The sequence below is a fragment of the Clostridium transplantifaecale genome (genome assembly GCF_900626075.1).
GTDB classification, from domain to species: domain Bacteria; phylum Bacillota; class Clostridia; order Lachnospirales; family Lachnospiraceae; genus Otoolea; species Otoolea transplantifaecalis.
This window is the reverse complement of sequence record NZ_UYZY01000003.1, coordinates 695,074-711,738: the sequence shown is the minus strand read 5'-3', so window position 1 is coordinate 711,738 and position 16,665 is coordinate 695,074. Positions and strand designations below refer to the sequence as shown.

The following is a 16,665-nucleotide window of genomic DNA, read 5'->3' as shown; positions in this document are numbered from 1 at the left end:
GTCATTCCCCAAGCATCCGTGGAAACGTAGCACCCTCAACAATACGCCTCCCCCTGAAAGAAACAGAACAAATCAGCCGCCGCAGGCCGCGTTCCGGGATGGCGAAAACTATCGCGTCTTCAGTCCCGCCGACAGACTGCCCTGGGAAGGAGGGAGAAAACTTTCCGAAGGGGACATTGAACCCCGCCAGTGCTTAGCGAGGTCTTATCGAGCTTAGCATCTGATGCGCGCTTCACAAGCGGGAGCGGGTCCCCGTAGGAATTTTTTCTCCCGGATTCCCCTCGCCATACCCATCCCCGGGACTGAAGACTCATACACTCCCTCTCACCATCCCGCCCCCCGGCCGTCCCGGCGGCGTTCTCACTCTCCCAATCTATATCACATTGGTCCAAAATGAATCGCCTGTGCAATAATCAGCATCACAGTTCCCGTTGCCATCCAGATCAGGAACAGTTTCCACATAAATTTCATCCATCTGTCATAAGGAATATTAGCAGCGCTGATAATTCCCATAAGGGCAGTGGAAGTAGGAAGCACGTAGTTACAGAATCCGTCTCCGAAGTTGAATGCAAGTACCGCTGTCTGTCTTGTAATTCCCAGCAGATCCGCAAGCGGAGTCATAATCGGCATAACTGCCGCCGCCTGGCCGCTGCCTGATGTCAGGAATACGTTGATTACCGTGTTGGCAATCAGCATGGCCGGAGCCTGGAGCATAGCCGGAACGACGTTCAGGCCGCCTGCCAGGGCATGTACAACGGTGTCGATGATGTTGCCTGATTTCATGATGCTTGAGATGGCGCTTGCCATACCGATAATGAATGCGGCTCCCAGCATCTTCTTACATCCTGCCAGGAAATCTTTTGAAATCTTAGACGGTCCGAAGCCTGCAATTGCGCCTTCCACAACAGCCAGTCCCAGGAAAATAGCCGCAGTTTCTTCCATGTCCCAATCCATCTTGATGCCGCCGTAAACAATAGCGATGAGGGATACAAAGAATGCAACCATAATCAGAATTTTTCTGAAATCCATGGTTCCGAATGTTTCAAGATCCGCATTTTCCTTGAACTCACTTGTCTGATCCAGGTCATACATCGGACTTAACTTCGGATTTTTATGCACTTTCATCGCATAGCGGATCAGGTAAATATTGGTTACCACATAGAAAACCGCAAAACAGACAAAGCGGTAGCCAACGCCTGAGTACGGAGGCAGTTCCGCAATCTTCTGCGCCACGATTGTCGTGTTGATGTTTAACGGGCCTGTAGAGAATCCAACGGCTCCGCCTAACAGGATGATGGCGGCTCCCGTGATGGAGTCGAGCCCCATCGCCATTGCCAGCATAACCATGATTGGAGCAAAAGCAATAAAGAGGTTTACCCCCTGTGTCGTACAGATCAGGGCAAATACAAGCGTCAGGATCGGGATGAAGATATATAATTTTCCCGAAAATCTCTTGGCCAGTTTTGCGACGATGGCATGAAGAGCGCCTGTCTCCGTCACCATGTGGAATGCGCCGCCGGCAAAGAGGATCACTAACATCAGGTCAATCTTACTGATAAATGCCTTTACAATAAAAAGCGGTATTAAAAACGGGTTCACCGGCGTCCTGTCAATATAGCTGAACTGGGACGGATCGATTACCTTGATTCCCTCGGCGTTCTCCACCCTTACATACGCTCCCGCCGGAATAATCCAGGTCAGGACAACTGCCGCCAGGATAATCACACCAATGATGACAAAGGTATGCGGCATCTTAAATTCTTTTTTCGTCTTCTCGCTCACTTTCGTTCCCCCTTTAATTCATTTTCATCTCATCAGCCAGTCTCGCGGCAAATTCTTTTTTCACCGATTCAAGAAGCTCCGGCTGCATCACAAGATCCAGGGCCGAACCGGCCAGAATCTTTGCTCCGTAAACAATTGCGTCATGGGCTTCGCTGCTCTTTCCCGCATTTACATAGTCCTGTGAATGGGACGCCGCATCCTCTTTTACGAATGCCACCCTGATACAGGACCCCGGTACGCGGTGCATGATGTTGCCGAAATCGGTGGAACCCGTTTTTTCTCTTGCAGGCCTGATTCTCGGCGCCTCTGCCAGAGAAGCGTTTGCCATCAGGACATCGTTTAAGGCAAGGCACGGAATCTTGCTGTCGATCCCCTTTTCTTCGATGATTTCCACTTCTGTTTCCGTCATCATCGCTGCTCCCTGAAGCACTTTCTTAAAACGTTCGATCACCGTGTCAAGATAGGTACGGCTGTAAGAACGGACATAAAAGCTGGCCTCAGCGGTCGCCGGAACGATATTGGCGGGTGTGCCTCCGCAATTTACAATGGTGTAGTGCATTTTCACATCATCCGCCACGTGTTCACGGAGGAATTCCACTCCCTGGCATGCCATGATAAGTCCGTCCAGGGCGCTCCTCCCTTTCTCGGGTTTCACGGCCGCATGGGCGCTGACTCCGTGGAAAATGATTTTGAATTTGGAAAGCGCCAGGCTTTTCACATCCACCTGGGTTGCGCCGCTTCCATGCATCATCAAGGCCACGTCCAGTTCTTCAAAAGTGCAGCCATTCTTCACCATCATAATTTTACCGCTGACACTCTCTTCCGCCGGAGTTCCATACACAGTTACCGTGTAGTTCTCTTTTGTTTCAGCGTTCTTAAGGGCAGCGGCCGCAGCCAGGATTGACGGTCCCTGAAGCTGGTGCCCGCAGGCATGGCCGATTTCAGGGAGAGCATCATACTCACACAGAAGGCCGATGTTCGGGCCGCCGTTTCCATGGTGGTAAATTGCCCTGAATGCTGTTTCCACTCCCGCTACCTGGCGTTCCACCGAAAACCCCTCTTTTTCCAGCCACTCCGTCAACAGTGAAGAGGCATGATGTTCGTTCAGCCCCAGTTCAGGATGGTCGAAAATATCATCGGACATAGCCGCCATCTGAGGCGCAATTGTATCTATGTACCGGTACATTTTCTCTTTTTCCATTACCATAAAAATACCTCCTTCAATCTGATACACTCAGTATATCGATTCAGGAGGTATTTGTATAATTTATAGTTTTTATTATTTGTATTAGGAAAATATATATTCCTTTCCTTGTTCACTGATTAACTTTATAAAATGCTGCATATATTCCGGCACGTACATTCCCTGCCGGTAGCCGGCCACAAAAGCGGTCTTTCTGGAGGATTCGCCCATGGTATAATAATTGACCTTTTTCCTGTATTTCATATTACCGGCATAGCTTTCCCTGTTGAAGCTGATTCCCAGTCCCTCGGCTGTCATCTGGATAGCCGTCTCAATATTCCGGATCACCTGGATTTTCCCCGGGTGCACGCCCGCATCCTTCAGGGCGGCATCCACATCGGCGCGGATACTCTGGTTCGGGTGCTGCAGAATCAGGTTTTCCCCCTCCAGCCAGTTGAGATCCAGGTTCCTGTAGCGGGAACCTTCCACATAGACCGCCTTCTCGTTCAGGGGATGGATTTGCGGCACCGCAATCAGCAGCTCCTCCTCAAAGAGCACCTGATACTCCATATCCTTTCGGATGGCAGCGGAATTCATCAGAACAAGATCCAGTTCATACCGCTCCAGCATTTGGCTCAACTCCCACATATTACCTTCCCGGATCACCACTTCAATGCCGGGATATTCACTTGCAAACCGGTAGAGGACCGGGGGGAGGAGCCATGTCTCACGGCGCAGCTGCACCCCGACACGTATTTTCCCTCTTTTATTATTCATCAGGCCTGCCAGCGCCTCGTCGAATTCCTTCTTGAGCTCCAGCATCTTCCTCGCTTTTTCCACATAGAGTTCGCCCGCATAGGTCAGGACAAACCGCTTACCGGCCCGCTCAAACAGCTTTGTGCCCAGCATTTTTTCCAGATTGTTGATATAGATGCTGAGGGCCGGCTGGGATATATACAGCCTGTCCGCCGCTTTGGTGATGTTGCCGCATTCCGCCAGCACACAAACGTAAGTCTGTTCTTTCAGGTTCATGGTAAACTTCCTTTCCTGCGTATCTCCCGTGCGGATGCCGTATGGGGATCGCAGGGATATGATGGATAAGCGCTTTATAACTAAAAAGCGCTTAAATATTATAGCAGTTCTATTTTACCACAGAATATAATTTTATAAAACTTATATATTTTTAATTTAGTATTTATTTTTTAAATACATTTTTTATCTTATTTCTAACAGGCAGGTCCTGCACCATATGAGCGCCGCTCAATCCCCTGGGCGCATTTCTATTATCCTTAAATACTTCTGCGAAGTCCGTCAGCTTATCGCTTCGGAACCAATCGTATAAGCCCACTCCCCGTCCGAATATTGGGCCGTTATGTTATTCAGGTAATAGGCTCCCGTACCGCTTCTGTACTTTGTGGCATTGCATTTCACTTTGTTCCCATTTGCTGAAAGTTCCTCCAGCGTAATAAGGATTCCGTTCTCAATTCCTTTTTCCCGGTCCATAAGTCCTTCCGCGGTCAGTTCTTCTGCCGTTGCCTGCCTTCCCCAGACTCCGTAATAGCCTCCCGACAGATAGGCAAGGCCCTCTTTCTCAGCCGCAGTCAGGGAAGTAACTCCTGTAAAGTCAAAATAACTCTCTGAAATCCCCTCGTTAAGCCCTGGATCTTTCTCGGCCAGTTCCTTCATGATCCCGGCATAGAGCGCGAATTCCCTGCTGCCCGTTTCCCCGGTGAGCCTCAGCTTATCAAAAGTAAACTGCGCCGGGTAAGTTTCCTGAACCATTCCATTCCAGAACAGTTCCACAATCATGCCCTGCTTTAAATCAGAAATCTCTATCTTCCCGCCTTTCTCATCCTCCAGAAGCGGACCGTAGCCTGCCGTATAAAGGCCATACTCTTTTTCCGGATCTATGACCAGAATGTAGGTATCCTTTACCTCCAGGATTTCATAGCGCGTTCCGCCTGTGGAATAATCGGGCGTATCATTTGCATTTTCATTTCCCGCTCCGCTCTCTCCCGCCGCGTCTGTCTGCTCAATTCCTCCCGCAGACCCGCTTTGAGAGGTTCCTGCCGTCTCATCCGCCGCCCCGGCCTGTGGCCCGCCGCATCCGTATAAAAACGTCATGCCCGAGATCAGGGCCGCGATCAGACACCGCCTCACCATAGTTCTTTTCATAATCGTCTCCTCCTCTTCTATCATCACTGCCGCAGCCTGTGTTTCTGTCTCCAGCCTGTAGTTAGTCCTAAGACTGTAGTTCTGTCTTAAGCCTGTAGTTCTATCCCAAACTTCCAGTATCCGCCAGATTTACATTCTCATTATATCAAAGGAGGAAAAATGATGTGTTACCTTTCGTTTAAAGTTTTATTACAATCCCGGCGGCTTTTTATATCATAGGAACACGAACTGTTAACGCAAAAACCGCCCGCCGCGCCGGAATCTGATTCCGGGCGTGTGCGGGCAGCTGATGCTTTATCGGCAATGAGCATCCGTTTCTCAGGCAACGTCTGAGCGGCTGTCATTACCTGTTCTCTTCTGCAAACTTTCTGATATTAGAAGCGTTGACGTATTTTTTAATTTCTCCGTCTTTACCTACCTGGACAAGGGTAGGGGCCTGCATGATGCCGAAACGGTCGGACAGCTCCGGATTTTCCTCGGCGTCCACCACCTCGTATTCCCGGTCTTTCAGGAACTCTTTAGCTATCTTGCAGTTAGGGCATGTCTTTGTTGTAAAAAGGTAGATTCCCTCTCTGTCTCCATTCCCGGTCTCTGCTGTTCTTTCCGGCTCTTTCTGTCCCCTGTTCTCATTTTCCTGCGGTTCCAGGATGAATTTCTTTCCATTTTTCAAAACGCTACGCGTCACATCGTAAGACGTCCTGTCCTTGTACTCCTGCGTCTTTCCCTCATTCCAGTTCTGCACCGGACGGTAATATCCTGTGATACGGCTGTAAACTTCCGCTTTCTTTCCACAGACAGGGCAGGTAAAGTGTTCACCGATCAAATAACCGTGCTCCTGGCAGATGGAGTAAGTGGGCGACAGGGTATAGTACGGAAGCTTGTAGTTCTCAGCTATCGTGCGCACCAGCTTGGCCGCCGATCTCCAGTCGGGCAGCTTCTCCCCCAGGAATGCATGGAACACCGTGCCGGAGGTATAAAGCGTCTGAATCTCGTCCTGGACATCCAGTGCATCGAAGATATCCGCCGTATAACCTACCGGAAGATGAGAGCTGTTGGTATAATACGGAATCTCACCAGGCTGGCCTGCGGCGATAATATCCGGGTAATGCTTCCTGTCGTGCTTTGCCAGACGGTAGGAAGTGGATTCCGCCGGAGTCGCCTCCAGATTGTAGAGGTCGCCGTACATCTCCTGATAGTCGGAGAGGCGTTCCCTCATGTGGTTCAGCACATTCTTGGTAAATTCCTGTGTCTCTTCATGGGTCATATCCTTACGCAGCCATCTCGCATTGAGTCCCGCCTCGTTCATGCCCAGAAGGCCGATGGTGGAAAAATGGTTAGCAAAGGTTCCCAGATAGCGTTTTGTATATGGATAGAGGCCGTTATCCAGAAGCTTTGTGATAACCTCCCTCTTGATATGTAACGAGCGTGCGGAAATATCCATCATGTGGTCGAGGCGTCTGTAAAAATCCTCCTCGTTCATCGCCAGGTAAGCGATTCTCGGCATGTTGATCGTCACAACGCCCACGGAACCGGTACTCTCACCGGAGCCGAAGAACCCGCCCGTCTTCTTGCGCAGCTCGCGCAGATCCAGTCTTAAGCGGCAGCACATGCTCCTGACGTCGCTCGGCTGCATATCACTGTTGATATAGTTGGAAAAATACGGCGTTCCGTATTTGGATGTCATCTCGAACAGGAGGCGGTTGTTCTCCGTGTCGGACCAGTCAAAATCCTTTGTGATGGAATAAGTCGGAATAGGATATTGGAATCCGCGTCCGTTGGCGTCCCCCTCAATCATCGTCTCGACAAATGCCTTGTTAATCAGATCCATCTCCGTCTTACAGTCTTTATATTTAAAATCCATCTCTCTGCCGCCGACAATGGCATTCATCTCGGCCATATCGTCCGGGACGGTCCAGTCCAGGGTGATATTGGAGAATGGAGCCTGGGTTCCCCAGCGGCTCGGCGTATTGACACCGTAGATAAAGGATTCAATACATTTCTTTACGGCATCGTATGATAAATTGTCAACTTTTACAAAGGGCGCAAGGTATGTATCAAAAGAGGAAAATGCCTGAGCTCCGGCCCACTCGTTCTGCATGATACCCAGGAAGTTGACCATCTGGTTGCACAGTACGGAGAGGTGCTTGGCCGGTGAGGAAGTAATCTTTCCCGGTATTCCGCCCAGTCCTTCCATCAGAAGCTGTTTTAAAGACCAGCCGGCGCAGTAGCCTGTCAGCATCGATAAGTCATGCAGATGGATGTCCGCATTCCTGTGAGCCTCCGCAATCTCATGATCATAGACCTCGGAGAGCCAGTAGTTCGCCGTTACCGCTCCGGAGTTGCTTAAAATGAGTCCGCCCACCGAATAGGTGACCGTGGAGTTCTCTTTAACCCGCCAGTCCTCCACCTTAACATAGTTGTTGACCACATCCTTGTAATCCAGGATGGTCGCCTTCATGTTACGGATTTTCTCTCTCTGTTTTCTATATAGAATGTACGCCTTGGCAACTTCCGTGTAGCCTGTCTGTTCCAGCACATGCTCTACACTGTCCTGCACCTCTTCCACGCTGATTTTCCCTTCCGACATCTTGGACTGGAAATCGGCTGTAACTCTCAGGGATAACAGTTCCAGAATCTCCTGATTATAGTCATTCTTCGTCGCCTTAAAGGCCTTCTTAATTGCGTTCGTAATCTTTCCCAGATTGAATTCCGCCACTTCTCCGTCACGCTTTATAACGCTGATCATTTTCCCTACTCCTTTCATCCTGCACCCAAAGAGGGTTCGTTTCCAATTATAGCAGATGGTATAACAAAACACAATATCTGGTTTGGTTTTTTTTAAGATACCAGATATTGTGTATTACTGTTCACAGGCAGTATCACGAGAGGTATTTTCACGCGCATTTTGCGTGAAAGTCCCGGGGGACTCGGTGCGAAACGGCGTTTCCGCCTTTAAATGGGGATTTAGTTGAGATGCGAGGACGCCTCTGTAAGACGGCGGACGGGGTGGTGGGAGGGTGTGTATGAGTCTTCAGTCCCGGTTTATAGGTTGTCGTGAGGGGGAATCCAGGAGAAAAAATTCCTGCGGGGACTCGCTCCCGCTTGTGGAATGCGCAGCGGATGCTAGCTTCGTGTAAGACCTCAGCAAGCACCGGCGGATTCCAAGGTCTCCCTTCGGAAAGTTTTCTCCTTCCTTCCCCGGGTAGGTTGTCGGCGGGACTGAAGACTCAGCGAAGTGTGTTGCCCCGTCCGCCGGCTTCAGGGGCTGATTGTCTCTTTCGTCAAGTGGGGAGGTGGTATTGTCGCGGCCACGATATAGTCGTGATTCTTTTACATTCTGATGATATCTTGGGTTGCATTATAAAGAGTATCAGAATAAACACTCTAAGATTATAAGATTATAAGTTTACATAGTCTCATAGTGAACAGGATGTAGTTTTCCAGCATCCAGAGAAACGTAGTGGCAGCGACAAGCGCCTCCCCCATTGAAGAAATAGGACAGATCAGCCGCCGCAGGATGGGGGCCGGGCAGACGTCCTAGGCTGAGTCTTTCGTCCCGGCCATAACCTTCCTGCGGGGAAGAAGGGAGAAAAAGATTCCGGAGGGAACCTGGGAGTTCATTGGTACTTACCGAGGTCTTTTCGAGGTTAGCACCATTATGTACTCCAACGAGCGCGAGCGTTTCCCGGAGGAACTTTTTCTGCCCGTATTCCCCGCCCGCGACAACCTGATGCCCGGGACGAAAGACTCATCGATCCCCCTCACCACCCCGGTCCCCGGCCTGACGGCGGCGTCCTCATTTCTCAATCAAATCCCCATTTTACCGCCTGTTCCTTCTTACTATCATCAGCCGTCCGTCATCAGGCCGGAATACAATTCGGTCGGCACGTATGCCGTCACCATAATCCCGTCATCCCGGTACTCTTCCGAAAGGAGCTGGCCGTACTTGCGGATGGTCTGAATCTTCCCCGCATCTTTATAAGGATACAGTTTTTCCAGGAAGATTTTCCGGCTCCGCAGAATGGTTTCCAGAATCTCCGTCAGTTCATTCAGCCCTCCGCCTGTTTTGGCGGAAACCCTCACCTGGTAGTCGGACTGCAGATCCTTAAGAATTACTTCGTGTTCCAGCCGGTCGATTTTGTTAAAGACAGTGACCACGGTCTTATCCGTAATCTCAAGTTTCCTCAGCGTCTCATAAACGATGTGGATCTGTGCGTCCATCTGAGGGTTGGAACAGTCTACCACATGGAGGATGATATCGCTGTATCTGGCCTCCTCCAGGGTGCTCCGAAACGCCTCAATCAGATGGTGGGGAAGTTTTCTGATGAACCCAACCGTATCGGTCAGGAGAATCTGCTGCCCGCTGGGCAGTTCCATCCCCCTTGTGGTGGGATCGAGGGTGGCGAACAGCTTGTCCTCCGCCAGGATTCCGGCTCCCGTCAGTTTATTAAGCAGCGTGGATTTACCGGCGTTGGTATAGCCTACAATCGCCGCCGACAACGTGTAGTTCCGGTCACGCTGTTTTCTGGAAACCTCCCTGTGGCGCTTGACTTCCTCAAGTTCCGCTTTCAATTGTCCGATCCGGTCGTGGATCAAACGGCGGTCCACCTCCAGTTTTTTCTCACCGGGCCCTCTTGTGCCGATTCCGCCTCCCAGACGTGAAAGGGAGTTTCTAAGGCCCACAAGGCGGGCCGCCCGGTACTTGAGCTGCGCCAGCTCCACCTGTATCTTTCCCTCGCTCGTAACGGCGTGAGCCGCAAAAATATCCAGGATGACCATCGTCCGGTCCATTACCTTTGTATCCAGAGCATTTTCCAGGTTGCGAAGCTGTGCCGGTGAAAGCTCGTCATCACAGATTACGCCCGTTGCGCCCAGCTCCCATACACGTTCCCGCACTTCCTCGATCTTTCCCTTACCAAGGTAAGTGCCGGGATGAATTCTCTCCCTGTTCTGGATGATCTTATCCACCGTCACGGCTCCGGCCGTATCGGCCAGTTCTTCCAGTTCGTCCAGGGACTCTTTTGTATCATCTTCATCGGAGGTGCTGACCGCAATCAGGATCACACGCTCCTCAAGCTCTTTTAAATTAATCAGTTCTGCCATATTCCTCCCGCCTTCTAACGGCTCTCCAGAAATGCAATTTCCTTCTCCAGTTCGGGCGTGGAACCATACTCCGCCACATAGCTTCTGAAGGTCTCCAGCGCCTTTGCGAAATCGCCTCTTTTCTCATAAACAGCGCCCACGTTGTACATCATCTGGCGGCTCTCTTCGGAACCGCCCATAGCAATCCCCTGCTCAAAATAGGAAATCGCCTCGTCAAATCGCTCGGCCGCCATCATGCAGAGGCCCATCTGGTTGTAAATCCCGGGGCCTGAAATCCCGCTGCTTATGGCCGCTTCACAAAACTCCACCGCCTTATCGTAATTCCCCGCCGTCCTGTAGGCATCCGCAATCGAGGACACTGCAATCCCGGCTCCGGCCGCCGTCTTTTCTTCGCTCTTTACCGTCTCTTTTGCCTTCGCATACGTCTCGGCTGCCGTATCCGGATCCCCGGACATGGCCTCGGACGCCGCTTTGTAATACAGATACTCCGGCTCCTTCTCATCCACATCCGCCAGAATTCCGTACGTATGCGCAGCAGCCGTGTAGTCTTCCAGCATAAATTCCGCTTCGCCCCTGTATTTCAGTATATCCAGTTCAAAGGCATTTACTACTCCGTCCGCTTCTTTAAGGGCCAGATCAAAGGATTCCACCGCCGACGCATAGTCGCCGCTTTTCACCTGTTCGATTCCTTTAAGCCTCGCCTCTTTTGCCGCTTTCGGCTCCCCGCATCCGCCCAGCATGAGCGCCGACGCGGTAAGCGCCGCAAGGATAATTGACGTTCCTTTTCTCATTAGTCCACACCTCGTATTCTCCGAATGATTCCCGAGTCCTTTTCCAATCAGACTTTTTCCAATCAGTTCTTTCCGGTGCTGCCGTGGCCGCCTCTGTCCTCGTGGCCGAGAGAAGGCGCCTCCTCGAATTCGATTGCAGGCTGGTGCTCCATGATACGGAACTGGCAAATCCGGTCGCCTGTGTTAATCTTTGTGTCCCTGAGAGCATAGGCCGGGAAGAACCACTGGTCGTTATCGCCGCAGTAGGTCTCGTCAATAATGCCCATATGGTTTGTCTGGATGATTCCGAAGTTTTTGAATGTGCTGCTTCTTGGAACCACATGCGCCTCATAACCGTTGGGAAGTTCCATCGCCACACCCAGGGGAATCAGGGCAAATTCTCCCTGTTTCAGCTCAACATCCGCCGCTGCCCTCAGATCAATCCAGTCGGATTTCCCTGCAATATAATCAAGTTTTTCTATTTTGTCGGTAAAATATTTGATTTTAATTCTCATTTGTCTGTCTCCTCTGTCTATGTAAAGTAAGGACTGCCAGCCGTCAAACGCCATAGCTGCCGCGCCTTCTGCTTTGCAGTGCAGTAAGATTATAACATCCTTTTGGCCTGCGGTAAAGCAACTTATTGCTGTTCACACTGCATCGCGGGACATTGCCTGAAAACAGTAACGCCTGAAATGGGATGTACGGAAACGGCTTTTTTTCCTGCAATGCGGAAAACTGCCCCATCCAGACCGGAGCCTGGATGGGGCAGTTCCCAACGTAAACAAATAATATCAGGGATAAGGGTGTTTATACCCGAATCGTAACTATTCAGTACCTTCATAGTTACCGCTTCGCGATGCACAGAAACAGCAGAAAACGCTGTTTCGCGCTGGCTAAACTCGGGATTTTCATGTAAAACTCATGAAAACACCTCGCGGAATACTGCCTTCAGAATAGTTACCCCGAATCTTACAAAATATTCATGAAGGTTGTAAGCACCATCGAGTTAAAGAAGTCTACAAACAGGCTTCCTACCAGAGGCACGATAAAGAATGCTCTCGGGGCAGGGCCGTATTTTTCCTGTAATGCTCTCATGTTTGCCATTGCGTTCGGTGTGGCGCCCATACCGAATCCGCAGAATGCCGTCGTCATAGCTGCCGCCTCATAGTCGCGGCCCATGATGTTGAATACTGCGTAGTTGGCGTAAAGGAACATTACCACAGTCTGTACAAGCAGGATGACAATCATCGGAAGAGCCAGCGCGGCAAGCTGCCACAGCTTCAGGTTCATCATCGCCATCGCCAGATAAAGGTTCAGGGAGAGCCCGCCAAGCGCATCAATTTCTTCCATTGGAAGTTCCGAGTTCTTTACGTCCCAGATGTTACGGATTGCCGCAGCACAGAGCATTGCGCCGATATAAGCAGGCATTGTGAGGCCGATATTTTTAAAGAAAGCGAAAATCAGGGTTCCGATACCGATGGCGACCGCAAGAAATGCCGCTGCATTGGTAAATTTCTGTCCGTCGATCGGGGAACCGATCTCGTCAATTACGTTTCCTTCTGCCTTGGCAGTTGATTTAAGTCCCATTTTTTCAACCCGCGCCCTTGCAATCGGCCCGCCCATCATACTTCCTGAAACAAGGCCGTATGTCGCTGCAGCCAGGGCAACGGTAAGAGCTCCCGATACACCGTATGTCTGTTCCAGAAGAGGTCCGAAGGAACCCGAGGTTCCGTGGCCGCCTACCAGAGGCATGGAACCCATACAGAGGCCTAAAAGCGGGTTAAGTCCAAATGCCGCCGCCAGTCCGCTGCCTACTGCATCCTGGATAATACACATACCTACCGCCAATGCAAGGAATATAAATACCTGCAGGCCGCCCTTTTTCAAAAGTCTGAAACAGGCTGTGAAACCTACGCTGCAGAAGAATACGGTCATAAGAATCGTCTGAACTGTAGTATCAAATGAGAATTCCAGGACTCCCGCTCCGTAAAGCGCCAGATGTGCTAATGCGAAGACGATACCTCCTGCTACCGGTGCCGGAATACAGTACTTACTGAGGAACCCCAGCTTCTTTACCATAAACCTTCCCAAACAATAGACGAGTGCCCCCAGCGCACAGGCCTGATACATATCAAGCTCAATTACCATCATACTAACTCCTCCTTCTCACTTTTGTTTTGTGTAATCATTTTTCACCCGTCACTACAGAAAGTAACAGAAAATTACACCAGGCTTCTGTTAAGGAATCGATAAAGGAACGGCTTGCAAATCAACTTTTTGTTTAGCATTTTCTTAACTTGTCTTTACAAAGTCCTGTTTTTTCTGCAAAAGGCAGGCCCGGCAGATCCTGTTTTAAGACCTGCCGGGCCTGCTTTAAAGCTCCCGTCATTCAGTATAAAGAACCGGCCTGTCCGCGTCCAGGCTCTTTTTCACATCGATCACCCGCTGGTTGGAACTGCCCTTCCACTTCAGCGTGCTGTCCTTAAGCTCCTCCACAAACCGGCCGTCCACCAGGACGTCGACCAGGCCGATAAACGGCAGCGCTTTTATCTCCTCCCAGGTAAATCCTGTATACAGCCACACGGTTTTATCCGGAAATTCCGCCCTGACCCTTCTGATAAGCGCTTCGGTGTCCTCCCGGTTCTTAAGGTAAAGCGGATCGCCGCCGCTGAACGTGATGCCGGAAATATATTGTTTGCCCAATTCCTCCGCTATCTCCCGCCATGCCGCCTCATCAAAGGGAATTCCCCCTTCCGCGTCCCAGGTTACCGGGTTGTGGCAGCCCTTACAGCCATGGCTGCAGCCTGCCGCCCAGAGAACGACCCTTAAGCCGTCTCCGTTGAGCATATCGTCTTTTGTAATATTGTGATAATGCATTTTTAAACTCCGATCTGTTTTGTCCGTTCTGTATTTCCCGGGTCTGTTTTCCCGATTTTTTCTCCGCCCTACATGGACTTTCTCTCAGCTATCTCAGCCATTTTCGCCTCATTTAACCGTGTATCACCCTTGACACGGGAATAGCTTAAATACCCGTTCATCCTGTCTATCTTCGTCAGGTTGCTGCTGCCGCAGGCCGGGCAGACGTCCATGTCGAGTTCCTGATGGCCGCAGTCGTCACAGTAGGAAAGGGACAGGTTCACACCCTCGTAAAGCCCCATCTCCATAGCGCGCCGTACCAGGGTTCTGACGGCTTCCAGGTTATAGTCGATGGGGTATTTCACATACTGGATCTTACCCCCGTTCGACAGCTCCCAGAACCTGTATTCCAGATCCTGCTTCCGGATCGGGGAAATCTCCTCCGTCACATGGCAGTGGAAACCGTTGCTGACGTATTCGCGGTCGGATACATTCTCGATAATTCCGTATTTTTTGCGGAACTGCTTCACCTGGAGGCCGCAGAGGTTCTCCGCCGGCGTCGCGTAGATAGCGTAAAGGTTTCCGTCCTCTGTCTTGAACTCTTCCACCTTCCGGTTAATGTGTTCAAGGACTTCAAGGGCAAACCGGCCGTCCTCCACCAGGGACTTTCCGTTGTAGAGCTGCTGAAGCTCGTTGAACGCGGTAATTCCAAAGGATGCCGTCGCCGTCCTTAGCAGCGGCTTAATCTTGTCGTGAAGTCCCAGGCGGCCGCCGTAAAACCCGCCCTCACAGTAGGCCAGGGGATTGGTGGATGCGCGCATCTCTCCCAGGTATGCATAGGTGCGGATATGAATCTTCCGGATCAGGTCCAGATAATAGTCCAGCACTTCATAGAAATCCCGGCTCTCCTGCCTTGCCCTGGCGAGAATCATCGGGAGGTGGAGGCTGACTACGCCGATATTAAAACGGCCCACAAAGACCGGTTCGTCCTTTTCGTCGGCCGGATTCATGCCGCCCCTCTCATACCAGGGCGATAAAAATGCGCGGCAGCCCATTGGGGAAATGATCTTTCCATACTTTTTATACATTCCGGCAATATATCCCTCGCCGGTCAGTGAAAGCCAGTCCGGATACATCGTCCTTGCGGAACATCTGATTCCCGCTTCAAACACATCTTCCAGCTCGCAGCCCGGCCCGTGGAGCTTTTCATCATAGAGAAAAACGATTTTCGGGAACAGGACCGGCTTCTTGCAGCCTTCCTTCCCCTCTCCCCTTTGCCTCACTTCCAGCATTGTGATGGTCGCCAGCTTTGCAAAACGGCTTTTACCCGTGCCTGCCGTCATTGTGATGAAGGGATAGTCCCCGCGGCTGGAGGAGACAGAATTAAACTTGTATTCCCAGCCCTGGAATCCCTGTTCCATGTCGCGCTTGATATCGGAAACGGCCACTTCCTCCGCTTTCTCCTTATCAAGTCCCAGAAGCATGTATTTCTCCAGGTATTTTTCATAGGATTTTTCCGCATACGGAGCCAGGATTTCCTCCACGCTCGGAACGGTAAATCCTCCGTACTGCTGGCTGGCCGCGCTGAGCACAATGTCTCCGATGACGTCGAAGGCCACATCCAGAGTCTTCGGCTCATTGTACCAGAGATTTCCCATCTCAAAACCGCCCGACAGGACGCTCTTTACATCGAACAGACAGCAGTTCATTGTATCGCGCCGGGCGGACATGTCGTGGATATAGAGATATCCGTCGCGGCAGGCCTGAAGCTCCTCCACCGTCATAAAGAATTTCTGATACAGCGATTTATTCAGCTCATTAAAAATCAGGCTCCGCTTGGTGGACACCAGGGCGCTGTCGGTGTTGCTGTTTTCCTTATCTCCGATATACATAATGGACTGGCTTTTCTTATATACGTCATCCAGCATCTGCACGAAATCCTGTTTGTAGTTGCGGTAATCGCGGTAGCTTTTAGCCACCGCCGGGTTCACCCGTTCCAGCGCTCCCTCCACCAGGTTATGCATCTGGAAAATCGGAATCTGATTCTCATTCAGTTCCTCCACCTTATCCTGCACAAAACGGCAGATAAATTCAATTTCCTCCTGCGTGAAGTGAACCATAGCGCGCTCCGCCGATTTATTGACGGCCACCACGACCTTCTGGACATTAAAATCTTCCCTTGTCCCATCCTTTTTAATAACTTTTATCTCCGAATTTTTCATTCCGTCCTCCTGTTTTCCTAAAATTCCCGCCTTATCCTCTTCGTCCGGACATTCTTCTCTGCGGAGCGTTCCGATTTATCTACATATCGTTATCCTTTTCGTTACTGTTTCTATATCCTGTATTCATCAAAAAAATCACGGTACTTATCCTATCATCCCAGCCGCAATGCGTCAAGCTCCATTTCCACATTTTTATACAAAATTCGGCCTGTTTTTGGGACCAAAAGGACCTTTTGCTACGGAAAGCAGCAGAAATCAGCCCGCTTGTAAGCCCCTGTTTCTTGGCTTGCTGCCGTATCCATCCGTTCCGTCTGCTGATAGTCTCAGCTGTCAAGAGGGGGCGTAGGGGGAGATCGATGGCATTAGGTTTATCCGGATATTTTTTTTAGGGATGATGGGGTATATATAGATTAGATCGATTGGCTTGTTGAAAAGATTGCGGGGCAATCTGGAAATTTCTGAATAGTACGCATTAGATTCGATATAGTGGTGAAAATGCGGTAAAAAACGTGTCTTGGGAATTAGTCTGTTTTTGTTTGATATAGCGTAGTAGTTTGATTTCCCCCCCCCCAGA

At 50.6% G+C, this 16,665-nt stretch carries 11 protein-coding genes; all 11 read right to left on the bottom strand.

Features of this window, described 5'->3' with window-relative positions; genetic code table 11:
• Positions 1 to 378: 378 nt before the first annotated feature.
• The 11 genes from EJL91_RS14625 to nrdD all read right to left on the bottom strand — a co-directional run bounded on the left by EJL91_RS14625 (position 379) and on the right by nrdD (position 16,091).
• On the bottom strand, positions 379 to 1,782 hold the full coding sequence (locus EJL91_RS14625; protein WP_125142690.1) for a YfcC family protein: 1,404 nt from the start codon (positions 1,780 to 1,782) through the stop codon (positions 379 to 381).
• 13 nt (positions 1,783 to 1,795) lie between these two features.
• Positions 1,796 to 2,989 (bottom strand): M20 family metallopeptidase, encoded by a 1,194-nt coding sequence (locus EJL91_RS14620; protein WP_125142689.1) that lies wholly within the window; start codon positions 2,987 to 2,989, stop codon positions 1,796 to 1,798.
• An 81-nt stretch (positions 2,990 to 3,070) separates the two neighbouring features.
• A complete protein-coding gene (locus tag EJL91_RS14615) occupies positions 3,071 to 3,997 on the bottom strand; it encodes a LysR family transcriptional regulator (RefSeq protein ID WP_125142688.1) in 927 nt (308 codons plus the stop codon).
• Between the two features lie 279 nt (positions 3,998 to 4,276).
• On the bottom strand, positions 4,277 to 5,140 hold the full coding sequence (locus tag EJL91_RS14610; protein ID WP_243125359.1) for a hypothetical protein: 864 nt from the start codon (positions 5,138 to 5,140) through the stop codon (positions 4,277 to 4,279).
• 343 nt (positions 5,141 to 5,483) lie between these two features.
• Positions 5,484 to 7,886 carry a ribonucleoside triphosphate reductase gene (locus EJL91_RS14605; RefSeq protein ID WP_125142687.1) on the bottom strand — a complete coding sequence of 801 codons (2,403 nt, stop codon included), beginning with the start codon at positions 7,884 to 7,886 and terminating at the stop codon, positions 5,484 to 5,486.
• Positions 7,887 to 8,986: 1,100 nt separating this feature from the next.
• The gene (hflX, locus tag EJL91_RS14600) at positions 8,987 to 10,243 is read right to left on the bottom strand and encodes a GTPase HflX (RefSeq protein WP_125142686.1); all 1,257 of its coding nucleotides are present in this window, start codon (positions 10,241 to 10,243) and stop codon (positions 8,987 to 8,989) included.
• Positions 10,244 to 10,257: 14 nt separating this feature from the next.
• Positions 10,258 to 11,034 carry a tetratricopeptide repeat protein gene (locus EJL91_RS14595; protein WP_125142685.1) on the bottom strand — a complete coding sequence of 259 codons (777 nt, stop codon included), beginning with the start codon at positions 11,032 to 11,034 and terminating at the stop codon, positions 10,258 to 10,260.
• A 62-nt stretch (positions 11,035 to 11,096) separates the two neighbouring features.
• On the bottom strand, positions 11,097 to 11,528 hold the full coding sequence (locus tag EJL91_RS14590) for a dUTP diphosphatase (protein ID WP_125142684.1): 432 nt from the start codon (positions 11,526 to 11,528) through the stop codon (positions 11,097 to 11,099).
• Positions 11,529 to 11,982: 454 nt separating this feature from the next.
• Positions 11,983 to 13,164, bottom strand: coding sequence for a sodium/glutamate symporter (gltS, locus tag EJL91_RS14585; protein ID WP_125142683.1), 1,182 nt, complete (start codon positions 13,162 to 13,164; stop codon positions 11,983 to 11,985).
• 234 nt (positions 13,165 to 13,398) lie between these two features.
• Positions 13,399 to 13,890: an anaerobic ribonucleoside-triphosphate reductase activating protein gene (nrdG, locus tag EJL91_RS14580; RefSeq protein ID WP_125142682.1), complete on the bottom strand. Its 492-nt coding sequence runs from the start codon at positions 13,888 to 13,890 to the stop codon at positions 13,399 to 13,401.
• Positions 13,891 to 13,958: 68 nt separating this feature from the next.
• On the bottom strand, positions 13,959 to 16,091 hold the full coding sequence (nrdD, locus tag EJL91_RS14575; RefSeq protein WP_125142681.1) for an anaerobic ribonucleoside-triphosphate reductase: 2,133 nt from the start codon (positions 16,089 to 16,091) through the stop codon (positions 13,959 to 13,961).
• Positions 16,092 to 16,665: the final 574 nt, after the last annotated feature.

Bases quoted from the DNA above. Each gene is read 5' to 3' on its own strand.
- EJL91_RS14620 (WP_125142689.1), bottom strand. From the start codon at position 2,989: ATGGTAATGGAAAAAGAGAAAATGTACCGGTACATAGATACAATTGCG.
- EJL91_RS14615 (WP_125142688.1), bottom strand. From the start codon at position 3,997: ATGAACCTGAAAGAACAGACTTACGTTTGTGTGCTGGCGGAATGCGGC.
- EJL91_RS14610 (WP_243125359.1), bottom strand. From the start codon at position 5,140: ATGAAAAGAACTATGGTGAGGCGGTGTCTGATCGCGGCCCTGATCTCG.
- EJL91_RS14605 (WP_125142687.1), bottom strand. From the start codon at position 7,886: ATGATCAGCGTTATAAAGCGTGACGGAGAAGTGGCGGAATTCAATCTG.
- hflX (WP_125142686.1), bottom strand. From the start codon at position 10,243: ATGGCAGAACTGATTAATTTAAAAGAGCTTGAGGAGCGTGTGATCCTG.
- EJL91_RS14595 (WP_125142685.1), bottom strand. From the start codon at position 11,034: ATGAGAAAAGGAACGTCAATTATCCTTGCGGCGCTTACCGCGTCGGCG.
- EJL91_RS14590 (WP_125142684.1), bottom strand. From the start codon at position 11,528: ATGAGAATTAAAATCAAATATTTTACCGACAAAATAGAAAAACTTGAT.
- gltS (WP_125142683.1), bottom strand. From the start codon at position 13,164: ATGATGGTAATTGAGCTTGATATGTATCAGGCCTGTGCGCTGGGGGCA.
- nrdG (WP_125142682.1), bottom strand. From the start codon at position 13,890: ATGCATTATCACAATATTACAAAAGACGATATGCTCAACGGAGACGGC.
- nrdD (WP_125142681.1), bottom strand. From the start codon at position 16,091: ATGAAAAATTCGGAGATAAAAGTTATTAAAAAGGATGGGACAAGGGAA.